11 protein-coding genes and 1 pseudogene are annotated in these 13,273 nt (G+C 59.1%); 8 read left to right on the top strand and 4 right to left on the bottom strand.

What is annotated here, in order from left to right:
* Positions 1-327 precede the first annotated feature (327 nt).
* The 4 genes and pseudogenes from J4G43_RS44275 to J4G43_RS44260 form a co-directional block, all read right to left on the bottom strand.
* On the bottom strand, positions 328-1,620 hold the full coding sequence (locus tag J4G43_RS44275; RefSeq protein WP_208088626.1) for a type II toxin-antitoxin system HipA family toxin: 1,293 nt from the start codon (positions 1,618-1,620) through the stop codon (positions 328-330).
* Positions 1,617-1,910 carry a helix-turn-helix domain-containing protein gene (locus tag J4G43_RS44270; RefSeq protein WP_035711448.1) on the bottom strand — a complete coding sequence of 98 codons (294 nt, stop codon included), beginning with the start codon at positions 1,908-1,910 and terminating at the stop codon, positions 1,617-1,619. Before J4G43_RS44270 ends, J4G43_RS44275 begins: the two co-directional genes overlap by 4 nt.
* Positions 1,911-2,141: 231 nt before the next feature.
* Positions 2,142-2,388: pseudogene (locus J4G43_RS44265) on the bottom strand (3'-5' exonuclease); the annotation flags it as partial.
* A 6-nt stretch (positions 2,389-2,394) separates the two neighbouring features.
* A complete protein-coding gene (locus tag J4G43_RS44260; protein ID WP_011084514.1) occupies positions 2,395-3,459 on the bottom strand; it encodes an IS630-like element ISRj1 family transposase in 1,065 nt (354 codons plus the stop codon).
* An 81-nt stretch (positions 3,460-3,540) separates the two neighbouring features.
* Here J4G43_RS44260 and J4G43_RS44255 point away from each other — a divergent pair, with 81 nt between their 5' ends.
* The 8 genes from J4G43_RS44255 to J4G43_RS44220 all read left to right on the top strand — a co-directional run bounded on the left by J4G43_RS44255 (position 3,541) and on the right by J4G43_RS44220 (position 13,237).
* Positions 3,541-3,693 (top strand): hypothetical protein, encoded by a 153-nt coding sequence (locus tag J4G43_RS44255; RefSeq protein WP_162130976.1) that lies wholly within the window; start codon positions 3,541-3,543, stop codon positions 3,691-3,693.
* A gap of 1,318 nt (positions 3,694-5,011) precedes the next feature.
* Positions 5,012-5,347, top strand: coding sequence for an AMP-binding protein (locus tag J4G43_RS44250; RefSeq protein ID WP_208088625.1), 336 nt, complete (start codon positions 5,012-5,014; stop codon positions 5,345-5,347).
* A gap of 63 nt (positions 5,348-5,410) precedes the next feature.
* Positions 5,411-7,129 carry a condensation domain-containing protein gene (locus J4G43_RS44245; RefSeq protein WP_208088624.1) on the top strand — a complete coding sequence of 573 codons (1,719 nt, stop codon included), beginning with the start codon at positions 5,411-5,413 and terminating at the stop codon, positions 7,127-7,129.
* A gap of 128 nt (positions 7,130-7,257) precedes the next feature.
* Positions 7,258-8,799 (top strand): IS21-like element ISFK1 family transposase, encoded by a 1,542-nt coding sequence (gene istA / locus J4G43_RS44240; protein WP_060907903.1) that lies wholly within the window; start codon positions 7,258-7,260, stop codon positions 8,797-8,799.
* 18 nt (positions 8,800-8,817) lie between these two features.
* Entirely contained in the window at positions 8,818-9,579 is a 762-nt protein-coding gene (gene istB, locus J4G43_RS44235) for an IS21-like element ISFK1 family helper ATPase IstB (protein WP_011090937.1), read from the top strand.
* A 49-nt stretch (positions 9,580-9,628) separates the two neighbouring features.
* Positions 9,629-11,905, top strand: a complete 2,277-nt coding sequence (locus J4G43_RS44230) for an AMP-binding protein (protein ID WP_321576302.1) — start codon at positions 9,629-9,631, stop codon at positions 11,903-11,905.
* Positions 11,902-12,180, top strand: coding sequence for a hypothetical protein (locus tag J4G43_RS44225; protein WP_225005472.1), 279 nt, complete (start codon positions 11,902-11,904; stop codon positions 12,178-12,180). The genes J4G43_RS44230 and J4G43_RS44225 overlap by 4 nt, the downstream gene beginning before the upstream one ends.
* A complete protein-coding gene (locus J4G43_RS44220; protein WP_225005469.1) occupies positions 12,173-13,237 on the top strand; it encodes an MATE family efflux transporter in 1,065 nt (354 codons plus the stop codon). The genes J4G43_RS44225 and J4G43_RS44220 overlap by 8 nt, the downstream gene beginning before the upstream one ends.
* The last annotated feature ends 36 nt before the right edge of the window (positions 13,238-13,273 follow it).

Here is a 13,273-nt window from a genome sequence, read left to right as displayed (position 1 = left end):
AGCTCAAGCCGGCCAACCCTCAGCTTCTTCGGTGTCCACATCGAAGAACTTGAGCGGTCGGGATGGCAATTGGCGCTGGCTATCCTATCTCGGTCGCGAGAGCCAATCGTACACCTTCGATATTATGCCTTTTGATAATTGTTTTCTTAGTTGATTGTCTGCCTCGCGGTCGAACGATTTTATTAGCTCGTCCTTTTTCGGCGGTGTCTTCGATGCCTTCCCAAATCTTCACACAAACTTTGGTCATCGGATTTGAGCGTCGGACGGGCGCCGACGGCGTCCGTCGGCGTCACGCCTACCTCATCGACGATCCCGAGCGCGGCGCGTTCACGCCGAGTATTGCTGCACGATCGCTTTGCCGCGCGCCGAGATTCCGTCCAGCATCGTGTCAAGCACCGGTTCTTTCAGGCCCTCGACCCTCGCCTCCTTCACGACGTCGCTGAGCGCGTCGGGAATCTTCTCGCCGAGCACCACCAATCGCGCGATCATCTCGTCGGGATCCATTTTCATCAGTTCCGCCTGGCGTCTCCAATGCCGCGGCAGGACTTCTGAGAACTTGTAATAGCCGCCGATCTTCATCGCCATGCGCAGGCGTCGCCGCTCATGTTCGTCGTTGTCGTAAGGCACGAAGCTCAGGACGTCGTAGAGTGGCGCAAGAAACATCCGCCGGCCCGGGAGGTGGATGACTGAGAAGTTCTTCGCGTGCGCGTCGGTACCGAGCACCAGGAAGCTGAAGGCGATCATGTCAGCGAACGCCGCCTTGTCCGCCTCCGGATCGGTAGCATAGCGCAGCACGTCGTTGGTGATCTGCTCGATCGAGGGTCCGCCCTCGCTCTGGTACTTGACGGCGGGATGCACGCCGAGCGCCTGGCACATGTCTTCCTGGTGGAATCGTCTGACGACGCCGTCCTTGTCGATCTCGCGGTCGTACCGGGTGACGACGATCGCGACCTCTTCGCCAAACTTCCCGACCTTAGCTTCGGCCGCCGTGATCCCGAGGTGGTTCGCGAGGCGCAGGCACGCGTACTCGTTCTCGGTCGTGCCTCGCAGGTGAGGCATCGGCGGCTTGAGGATGTGCGTGGTCGCCCGGCGGCCGCTCGGTACGCCCCATCGCTTTCCGTCGAACAGTAAGGCCATCTTCGGCTGCGCGCCGGCGAGACTGAAATGCCCCCGGTCGCCGTCGCGACGTCCCGTCCAGGTCCTCTCCTCGCGCAGGCGCTTGAGGCGGTTCGCGACCTCCGCCTCGTCGATCCACTGAACCTCCCCAGGCGAATCCGCATTGGCGGCCATCCACTCGTCGGTGACGATCTGGATCGCGCCGGCGCAATCCTCTCCGACCTTCGACAGCAGAGCGAACGCGCTGTTCGGCGACACGCCGTAGATCTGTCCCCATTTCTGCAGGGTCTGGTCGCTGTCCGGAAGCAGATTCCAGAGATAGTTGGCCACCTTTGCGCCGGAGTGCTTCTTGGCGGCGAGAGGCAGGGACATCGAAAGCGGAATTTGAACCCTGTCGGCCGCGAGCCAACCATCGGCGTACTCGATGGCCAGGACGCCGGTATCCATCTGCTCGAGACGGCCGATCGGGACGCCGCCCATCAGGACGTTCATGAATTTGCTCATCGCCGCCGTCCCTTGAGAAAGCTCGGCTCGTCGAGCGCCAGATCACCGGTATCCAAGTCGTTGTTCCGTAGAGATCCCGGCACACTGTCGATGTTCAGGTCGATCCCCAGCGCGGCGAAGGCCTTTAGCACCGTTCCGAGGCTCGGATTCTCCAGGCGGCCGGTCTCGAACTGCGAGATCCACTCTTGGGTGGTCCCCAGCGTCTGGGCGAGTTGCTTCTGGGTCAGCTTCCGCCGACGGCGGGCTTCCCGGACGGCCAGTCCTAAGTCACTGATTGTCTTCAAAATCATGCCGTCATCCCGTATGAGATTTAAGACATATAGCCGAATATGATTTTTACGCAATATCAAAAGGATATTAGTTTTACATAATATTTTAGAATATGGCCATAAAACTCATATGGGTGCGATCGGCGCTCGCTCGCTCGCCCGCGATCAGCCTGAACGACTTCGCCGCCTTGGTTGCGGGTCCGCCGCATGACCACCGTGCCGCGGCCCCGGTGAGTACCCGGGGGCACGTTTCTATGCCCACGGTGAAAAACGGATAAAGGCGGTCAACGTCTGCAGGCGAGGGCGATCTCGCGCAGGTAGATCTCCGCCTTGAGGAAAGCGATCTCGTCGTTGACAGCCGCCTCGCCGACGTCGATGTACCAGGATCTGGGCTGCCGTCGCTCCATCTGTAGCCGCGACGTTTCAGGACATCCTTCAGATCGAACGGCGACTGCTCGGCCCACAGCCTTACCGTTCTCTTTCGGGCTTGCTCTAGTACCCGGAATCAGAGCTGAGTGATACGGCGGCCTTTGAAACGGCGTTGACGGACCTTTTTCTTGGTCCAGACGAAGGGCTCGGCTCTGTCGTTGTATGCGTTGACGTAGGCATCGATGTGTTCCTGAAGCTGCTTGAGGCTCGTGAAGGAGGTGCCGCTGAGCGACTGCCCCTGCAAGATGGAAAACCATACTTCGACCTGATTGAGCCATGACGCACTTGTCGGCGTGAAATGAAATTGCACGTTGGGGTGGGCCTTGAGCCAGTCCTCGTTCTTTTTATGGGTGTTGAGGTTGTCGAGGATGACGTGAAGCTTGCGGTTCGGAAAAGTCGCGGTGACGCTGTTCATGAAATCGAGAAACTCGACGCGGCGCCGGCGTTTTGAATGGGTCGCGATGATCTTTCCGGTGGCGACTTCGAGCGCCGCAAACAATGTTGTGGTGCCATGCCGCTTGTAATCGTGGCTTTGGCCGGTTAAGGCGCGGCCATTGGGCAACTTCAGATAACCCTGCGCTCGCTCCAAAGCCTGGATCGAGGGCTTCTCGTCCACGCACAGCACAATGGCCTTCGCCGGCGGCGCGACATAGAGGCCGACAACATCGGCGGCTTTGGCCGTAAAGTTCGGGTCGTTGCTCTCGCACCAGGACTTGCGAGCCACCAGGTCAATCTTGTGGCTGCGCAGGAACCGCCAGACATATTGGACATCGACATCGCCCAGCGCCTCGGCCAGCAGGGGGCCGGTCCAGCGCGCAAACCCTTGCGGTGGCGGCTTATCCAGCAGCTTCAGAATCCGCTTGTCGGTCGTCTTCGTATAGATCGGCTGCTTGCCAGGCCGCGGCTTGTCTTGCAGCCCTTCAAGGCCATGGTCGGCATAGCGATGCCGCCAAAGGCTGACAATCCGCGGCTGGACCCCAACTTCCTTGGCGATCGACCGGGTGCTGCGCCCATCCGCCGCCAACAGAACTATCCGCGCCCGCTTCAAATCGCGCTGCAACGTCACCGGTGAGCGACAGCACGCCTCAAGCACCTTGCGATCTTTCCTCGAAAGGTGGACTTCTCTTGCTTCGGGTATCATCCCGACCTTGAATCACGACTCACGTTCCAAGAAAAGTGGGTACTAGTCCCGAGACGTTCAGGTTTCCAGATGAGACGTGTCATGAAGCCAATAGCGCAGGTCGCAGCAGCAACAAAGCGTGCTCGGGCACTCTCCGATTTCGACCGGTGCTGCGCAATCTGGTGGCTCTATCGCCTCCATTTCGGCATCAACCGCGACGTGATGTTGGCTCTTGCCGCGGTCACGATCGCCTAGGAGGGATCCCGCTCCGGCATCTAGGCCTCGCGACATCGGCCACCTTTCATGCGAGAGCTGGCACTGCCGCATTAAACCCCCCACCAGGTTGCGCGTTGGCTGGCTGGACAAAAAATTTCAGCTTAACGCCAGACGTCTCAAGTCTTCGGCAGCCCATTAAGGTCGCAACCACTTCTAGTACCGGCGGACTGCCCGGCGGGCACACAATGGCGCCCGGAAATACGTGAGCAGGCCGCACAAGCCGAACTAATGCTCGCCGTTCGCAGCATCAGCAGGCTGAGGTTTGTGGCGTGGATGATGCCGCTCATGCAGTCCAGCATCGTTGAATTGACGGGCCCGAACAGCTGAGCGGAGAGCGCCAAAATCGGAACGTTTGATGTGTAGAGTCTGCTGATCGGAAGCAAGGAGACGCGACGCTCGCATTTCACCAGACAATCTTAAGCGGAACGAAATATGCCGCGCCCCAGACCGCAAAGGCCGTGGGAAGTGGTCGAGTAGCTCATCAAGCAAGTCTGGCGAGCGTATTGGAGGGATTAATCCTCACGCAGAGGGCCCTGGGCAGGCTGCGTCTCTGTCGATCGGAGTCTCGGTGAGCCATTCGTCCCTGCAGACGGCCAGCCGTTCGCCTTGGAAATATGTCCTCCGCGCCTGGCCACGGCGGTTTGTGTTCACCTCCGTGCGCTTCACGATGACAGGATGTCTCCCAGCTCGCGATATCCTTTGTCATAATAAATCCCAATTGAGTAACGGCCAAATAAGCTGAGCTATGCGGGTGTAGGTTACGAGGTGATGGGGCGCTTTGTTGCCGGTGCAGGCACCTGGAGGACCTCAATGCCATGCTTGAGACTGCTGCTGCGAGCTTCGATAACTCGTTCTAATGTTGAGCGCCGCCGGGTCCTTGATGCGACGATCACGGGCTTGAACACCATCGGGCTGGCGGTGGTTGCGATAAGGAGCCTTTCGCCCGAACAAACTGTATACCGGGTGGCGAACACGCTCTCGACGGCATTGGTGGTGCCGGTTCAAGTGCCGGGAAATTGGACAATTACGCTAATCACAAGCCGTAACGAGCCTGTGGGCGCGTTGGTTGCGGGTGCCATGCAGACGATGGCAGGTCCTCTACAAGAGTAGGTAGGTGTCAAACTGGACGCGGGGTCCTAGCGTCCTCCTGTTCCTATGCCGATCATCGTGCCAGAAGCGAACACCGAGAAGGTCGTACGGACAAAACCTTACGACGAACGGCGTCAGGGTGGCTGCGCATGCACACCTCGATGACGAGCTCCGGCTTTCCGATTTGGGCGCCGAAAGAACGCGACGAATGGCGGGGCGCCTGACTACGGAAAATCAATCAGCCAAGAAGCAGTCTATGGAAAGTCAACCGGTTGATGCGATCACGACGATCAATCGGCTTGCCGGTTCGGATCCGGAGAAAGTCGCGCTGAGGCACGGCGTGGACGAACTCACATATGAGGCGCTACGATCAAGATCGGATGCCCTTGCAAGTACCTTACGAGAGCAGGGTGCTCGCGGTGCGGTTGTCGGCTATTGGGGGGAGCGGGACCTCGACTGGGCGACGGCGGTCATCGCAATGTTGAAGGCTGGATCAACGTACCTACCGCTCGATCCATCGCTGCCGGCTTGCCGTACATCGTAAGCGACGTTCGCGTCCCACTCGCAAAGGTTTGGCGTGGGGATTGCAGTCTGTTGATCAACGTGTTTGCAAATCGTTGGCGGGGGGTATGGAGGCGGCAACGACGGAGAATTACGAGGTGCGGCCGAACGACCAGGGCAGGAGCTCGTCTTCGATGCCGCGGCGCCTTGGCCAGAGAACCGTGCGTCACTCTCGGGCCACGCGGCGTGGGAAAAACAACACATTTCTCCAGAGGCGCTGGAGAACCAACGTCACTATTGGCGTCGCCAGATTGGTGATGATCCGCCGGTGCTTTCGCTTGGAAGGGCGCGCCCGCAAACGGATTCATACCGCGGTGCCTCGCATCCAGTGCTGCTTGGCAGCGATCTCTCCAGTCGGGTAAGGGAATTCGCGCGCCAAAATAGCTGCACCACGTCGACAACACTACTGGCGTGCTTCCAGCTGCTGCTACGAATGTATAGCGGTCAGGACGATATTGTCGTCGGCATGCCACACGCGGTACGGGATCAACCTGGCAGCGCAGACATCATCGGCTTTTTCCTGAATATGCTGCCGATCCGTGCCGCGATCGATGCCGGTCAATCCTTTGCTGCTCATGCGAGGCGCATCCAGGGCTTGGTCAGCGATGCCATCGCAAATTCGGCCTATCCATTCGGATGGATGGTCAGGGATACAAGGTTATGTCGCGATCCGGGTCGATCACCGATCTTCCAGGTCATGTTCAACATGTACTCCGAAGCCGCCGAACCAGTGGGTCGGGACGAGTTGGCTCTGACATTCCGCGAGTATGACACCGGCTATGTCAAATTCGATTTAACACTGTACGCGCAAGATCACGGCGATGAAATTGCGCTCCAGCTGGCGTATGCGGAAGACATCATCTCGAGTGATCTGGCTGTTCGCATGGCCAACAATCTGCGGTGTCTGATTGCCGCCTGCGTTGATAAAGCGCTTGCGCCCATTGAGGAACTGAGCTGCCTTAGCGCCGCAGACCTGACTATACTGGAGTCGCTGGATGGGCGGATCCAGCGATACGAATCCGAGTGTCTGCTTGTTGAAGCCTTCGAGCAGATCAGCGTCTCCAATCACGGCAAAGTAGCATATGTTGGCGAGTTCGGGGAGGTCACGTTTGGCCAGCTGCGTAAGCGCGTAGCGGCTATCCACTCGTTACTGCGGGATATGAAGGTGGGGGCCGGCGATCTGGTCGCCATGCTTGTTGACCGGTCGCCGGATGTTGCCGCTGTCATGCTTGCGGCGCGAGGCTTGGATGCTGTTGTTGTGCCGATAGCGCCGGATTATCCGCGTGATAGCATCCAACACGTCCTGCGAGATAGTCAGGCAAAGCTCTTGGTTCGCGCGATGGCGGGGACGGAGCCTGATCTTGACATACCGTCGATTTGTTTATGCACCTTAGAAAGTCGCAGCAGGACCGCGAATCGTGTCGCGCCTAGCGACAGACCGTTAGATCAGCGAATTGCGAACCTCATATACACGTCCTCCTCCACAGGCCGGGCGAAGGGGGTTCTTATACCGGAAGCGGCCATTCTCAACCGGCTGAACTGGATGTGGCGGTGCTTTCCCTTCGATACCACCGACGTCATGGTTGTCCAGAAGTCCGCTTGCCTTGTTGCGTCCGCTTGGGAGTATTTTGGTGGGCTTCTGAGAGGTGTGCCCACGCTGATCCTCACCCAAGGGCAGGTGCTAGATCCGGATCTGTTGTTGTCCAGTTTGGCAAAACATTGCGCGTTTCGCGGGATCGTGAGCGCGGATTTCAGGGGATCGTGAGCAGAGATTTCAGACGATCGTGAGCAACGATTTCGCGGGATCGTGAGCAAGGCTTTCGGAGCCTTGCAGCGCTTCGGCCGACAACTCAACCGGCTTAGGGATGACCTCGTGGTTAACGAGGAAGTCCAATGCCTACCCAGAGATTGTCGATGCGCCGGATCAAGGAAGTCCTTCGGTTAAAACATTTTCAAGGCCTGCCAGAGCGGGCCATCGCGCGGAGCGTGGGCGTCAGCAACGGCGTTGTGCACAGCTACCTGAGCCGCGCCCGCTCTGCTGGGTTGAGCTGGCCGCTTCCGGAGGGAATGACCGATGAAGACCTGGAGCTTTTGCTTTTCCCGGCCCCACGACCAGCGTCTCAGAGCCCGCAGCGGCCGGTGCCCGACTGGAGCTACATCGATAAAGAGCTCCGCCGGCGCAACGTAACCCGTCGCCTGCTCTGGGAGGAGTATCGCGCCGTTAATCCCGACGGTTTCGGGTACACGTGGTTCTGCACTACCTACGAGGCCTGGAAGGGGCGGGTCCGACCTTCGATGCGGCAGATTCATCTGGGCGGCGAGAAGGTGTTCGTGGATTTCGCCGGCGACACCATCGACATCGTCGATCCGCTGACCGGGGAAGTGCAGCCGATGAAGCTGTTCGTCGCGGCGATGGGCGCTTCGAACTACACCTACGCCGAGGCCTGCCCCAGCGAGAGCTTGGCCGACTGGATCCGGGCCCACGTCAACTTGTTCACGTTTTTGAGCGGAACGCCGACGTTCGTGGTCTGCGACAACCTCAAAGCCGCCGTCAGCAACCCCGACCGCTACGATCCCGGCCTCAATCGCACTTATGCCGAGATGGCGAGCCATTACGGCACGGCCATTCTCGCCGCACGGCCGCGGCGCCCAAAAGACAAGGCGAAGGTCGAGGTCGCGGTGCAAATCGCCCAGCGCTGGATTCTGGCCCGGCTGCGCAATCAGCGCTTCTTTTCCCGGGCCGAGCTCAACGCCGCCATCAAGACACTCGTCGACGAACTCAATGCTCGTCAAATGCGTGGCTTCGGCTCAAGCCGCGCCGAACTGTTTGCCGAACTCGACAAACCCAAGCTAACCCCGCTGCCAGATCAGCCTTATGCCTTCGCACGCTGGAAGCGCTGCCGCCTCGCTCCCGATTATCATGTCGAGGTCGACGGCCATTGGTACTCCGCGCCGTATCGTCTGATTGGCGAGCTGGTCGATGCCCGTATCGACGATCGGACGGTCGAGATCTTCCACAAGGGCCAGCGGATCGCCAGCCATGCCCGCGCGCCCAACCGACGCGGACACACCACCATCGCCGACCACATGCCCAGCGCCCATCGCCGCTACGGCAAATGGACCCCCGCCGCGGTGATCGCCGCCGGCGAGCGGATCGGTCCTTCGACAGCAGCGTTTTTCCAGGCCGTGATCGACGCCCGGCCCCATCCAGAACAAGGCTTTCGAACCTGCCTTGGCATTCTGGCGCTCGTCAAAAGCTACGGCGCCGAACGCCTCGACGCAGCCTGCCGGAGGGGCATCCTCATCAAGGCGCGCTCCGTCGCCTCGATTAGATCGATCCTCCAGAACGGCCTCGATCGCACGTTCTTCGACGAATCTTTCGAGCACCAGCCCCTGCGCCACGGCAATATCCGCGGACGCGACTACTTCCACTGAAGCAAGGAGAGACCCGGCATGCTTAACCACCCAACCCACGAACGGCTGATCGAGCTTGGCCTGACCGGAATGGCCAAGGCCTTCGAGGAGCAGCGCCGATCGCCCGATCTCGAAGCCCTGCCGTTCGAAGATCGCATCGGCCTGTTGGTCGACCGCGAAGCCGCCGAACGCGACACCAGGCGGCTCACCACGCGCCTCAAGATCGCCGCACTGCGCCAGACTGCTTGCGTCGAGGACGTCGATCTGCGCACCCCGCGGGGCATCGACCGCGCCGTTTTCGCCAAACTCGTCGAAGGTCGCTGGATCGATCGCCACGAGAATTTGCTCGTCACCGGGGCAACCGGCCTGGGCAAAAGTTGGTTAGCCTGCGCGCTCGGCCACAAGGCCTGCCGCGACAACCGATCAGTCCTCTATCATCGCGTTCCAAGGCTGTTCGAGGCGCTCGCGCTCGCGCGCGGAGACGGACGTTACGCTCGGCTCCTCAAAAGCCTCGGCCGCGCTCAGCTTCTGATTTTGGATGATTGGGGACTATCGGTGCTCACCGCCGCGGAACGCCGCGATCTGCTCGAAATCCTCGAGGACCGCCATGGCCGCGCATCCACCATCGTCACAAGTCAGCTCCCCGTGGACACCTGGCATGGAGCCATTGGGGACCCCACGGTCGCCGACGCCATTCTCGATCGCCTCGTCCACAACGCCCACCGCCTCCAGCTCACCGGAGAAAGCATGCGAAAACGCAGCGCCAAAACCATCACCCTTGACGGCCAACCAGAACACTGACTCTATCTCCCATCGGCCGTAGCGGGCTGCTCACGATCGTCTGAATTCAGTGCTCACGATCGCGCGAAATCGATGCTCACGATCCGTGAAATCCGCAAAACATCGCGTGACACGCTTTTTTGCCTCTCCGCCACTTCTGTCCGGTCTCATCGGGTCCCAGCAACGGCAACCGCAAAGGACCGCCTTGAGATTGGTCACAAGCAGCGCCGAACCGATGCCTTCCTCGCTGCCCGCTCGCTGGCGTGAGTCTTTTCCGGGCGTGCCGTTGTGGAACTTCTATGGTGCGACGGAATGTGCGTCCAATGCAGCCGTGCACGAAACGTCGGATGCGGATGACAACTCGGCGCTTGTCCCAGTGGGGCGGCCAATCGACAACGTCAAACTCTACGTGCTCGATGCACGATTGAAGAGAGTGCCTGTTGGGGCCTCCGGCGAACTGTGCATCGCGGGCCGCTGTCTGAGCGCTGGGTATTGGCAGGATCAAGATCGGACTGACCGCTGTTTCGTGCCGAATCCGTATGATGGCGGACAGTACGACGTGCTTTATCGAAGTGGGGACATCGCACGCATCTCAACCAGCGGCCTACTCGAGATTTGCGGCCGATCGGACAACCAGATCAAGGTAAGGGGCTTTCGTATCGAGCCGGAGGAGGTCGAACTTGCTCTTGAGTCTCATCCGGCAATCGCAAAGGCCGCGGTCTTCGCAGAATGCATTGATGACGATCGCCGCTTGACGGCGAGCGTGGTGCCCGCTCGCGAGGAGCTAAGCTCTGGAGAGATTCGCGCCCACCTGCGCAACACATTGCCCTCTCCCATGGTTCCCACGGCCTTCAGGTTGGTTGACAGTGTTCCCCTGACGACAAGCGGAAAGATAGACCGTGCTCGCCTATCATCCGTTCCTTACCACGAAATAGAAACCAGTCCATCTGCTGAGCCCCGCACCAGGAACGAGCGAGTTCTTGCTCGGATCTGGGAGGATCTATTACGCGCCAAGGGGGTGGGAATCGACAGCAGTTTCTTTGATATCGGCGGCGATTCTCTTCTGAGCGTACGTTGCGTCACGCTGGCGCGCAAAGCCGGGCTGAATCTCACCGTCAACCAACTTTATCGAACACCGACCATCAGGGAATTGGCGGCCGGGGAAGCGGAGGCGGCACTCCACAACGTCGCTTCCGTGGACGGCCTACTGCCTGTGCCCCCGGTAATATCGTTTTGGAATTCTCTTATCGGCTTTGACGAGCATTTTAACATCGGAGATCTGTTCTTCTTGCGCAGCGGTATCCTGAACATCAAGATCCTGGACCGCGCTCTCGCCCATGTCATCGAGAGGCACGAAGGCCTCAGCCTGCGCGTTGCCCGAACCCAAGATGGTCTACGGCTGGGGATTGGGCCTTGTCCGACTGAGCGCGTCGTGGAGGAGATCGATCTCGTCCGGATGACCGGCCCAGACCAGCGCAGGACAATCGAGATCGTCTCGGCAAGACGTCAACACCTTTTTCGGTTTGACGGTCAGACGCCTCTTGTTCACCTCGCGGCCTTCCGTACTTCGGAAAGCGGCGACTACTACCTGCTGGTGCTGATGCATCATTTCGTAGTGGATGGGATGGGCTATCGGCTATTCCTGGAAGCATTGGAGGGCGCATACAACGCTCTTGCGGCAGGCCATGATGTGAATGGCCCCGAGACGGTACAAAGGCTCTCTCCCTGGTTGAAGCGCCTCGAGCAGTACGCGAACAGCGAAGCACTAGACGAACTCAAGCACTGGGAGGATATTGACTACGATGAATTCAACCTGCGTGTCAGCAACGCGTCATCGCTCGGCACGAATGTTGCCGAAGGAAGCGCGAGAGAGCTTCACGATGCAAGTCTCGGAGGTCGTCGGGAGAATGCGAACGGCCGATCGCTTCGGGTAGATCAGGCCAGGTACCATCTTGAGATCCACGGCGAAGCGACAGCGGGTCTCCTCAGTATTGGAGCCAGATCAGCGCATTGTCAGGACTTTGATGTGTTTCTTGCTGCCCTGTCCGGTGCGTTTGGCGCTCTGTTCGGCAACTATTCGCTCTGGATTGATAGCCTGACCTCGACACGAGGTCGGCTGTTTGACGATTTCGATCCATCTCAGATCATTGGGCTTATCAGCGAGCTCGTTCCGCTTTCATTGAATGTCACAGGAACGGAGTCGCGTTCCGACCGTGCTCGTTTAATATACCGGCAGCGCAATGCGCTGCCGCGTGGGGGAATAGGTTTTCGGGCCCTCAAATACCTAAACCGAGATCCGGCCGTGCGGTGTCGGCTCGATCGCCTGCCACTGCCAGAATTGGAGTGAATTATCGCGCCGGTTTGCAGCGCCATTTCCCACGCCGTTTTCTAGGCACAGACCCTTATCCACTTTGGATCGGCGAACACATGGATCAAGCGGCGGCGATCCACCTGTTCTGGTTCGACGTCGGATATCAATCGGGCCAGCTACAGATTGACACCACGTATGATCCGAGCATGGTCGATTATGAGGTGACTCGCCATCTTTGCACGGTCTTGCAACAGGAGCTGATGCAGACGATCAATGAATTCTCGGCGCTCACGCGTGTGAACCATGAATGAGCGCAATGGGACGCGAAAGAAAAGCCGCTATGTGGATCTCTCGGCCCAAGAGCTCCCGAGGCTTCTTCTGCGGCTTGCCATTCCATCTGTTATCGGGTTGTCGATTAACGCGTTGCAGCAGGCCCTCAACGCTATCTTTGTGGGCTCACTTGGTGCACAGGCGATCGCGGCCGTCAGCATGACTATGCCGATCATTATCCTGCTCGGGGCGGTGGGAGAGGGGATCGGTGTGGGTACTGCCTCCTTCATATCTCGTCATCTTGGTGCTGGTAATGAGTTAGAGGCGAGCCGAGGTGCTAGTACGGCGCTCGCGCTCGCCGCTCCCATCGGCGTCATTATGACCATCGCCATGCTTGTAACCCTACGAGGCATCTTCGTCGCGCTTGGGGCAAGTCCAACCATCCTGCCCATCGCGCTCGACTACGCCACGATCCTCTTGCCGGGGTCTACTTTGATGCTCCTAAACATCGTCAGCGGCTTCATCGCAAGAGCTGAAGGCAACACACGATTCAGTATGTGGACGATGCTGACCGCTTTCATATTGAACGCCCTGCTTGATCCTATTTTCATTTTCTTGCTAGGCTTGGGGGTGCGAGGCGCAGCCCTAGCGACGCTGATATCACAGATCGCCGCTATAAGCCTCTACATCGCGTATTTTACCAAGCGGCTCGGCACTGTGCTCGTCAGCATATCTCAGGTCTCGTTACGAGTAGATCGCATTAGGCAGCTCGCGCTCATTGGGGCGCCGGCGACGACGACAAGTATCTTAGCCTCTCTTGCCGGTATGTTCTTGTACGGAGCTGCTGCGCGGTTCGGTGACGATTTCATCGCGGCGGTGGGAATAGCTGTAAGAATCTTGACAATCGGCGCGCTGCCTATCACCGGATTCTGTATCGGCTCTCAAGCCGTCCTGGGGTTCGGTTGGGGCGCGCGCGACTTTGCTCGTGTAATGAAGGTTGCGAAGTTTATGCTCTTTATCACCGTTGCGCTTTCCTTTGCGTATTCCGTAGCCGTCATGCTTTTTGTCTGGCCTTTTGGTCAGGTTGTTCAGCGATAGCTACAAGGTCACCGAAATTGCCGTCTCGAGCTGCAT

The organism is Bradyrhizobium barranii subsp. barranii, assembly GCF_017565645.3.
In the GTDB taxonomy this organism is placed as follows: domain Bacteria; phylum Pseudomonadota; class Alphaproteobacteria; order Rhizobiales; family Xanthobacteraceae; genus Bradyrhizobium; species Bradyrhizobium barranii.
Note: the sequence above shows the minus strand (reverse complement) of the source record. Positions and strands in the feature narration are given on the sequence as shown.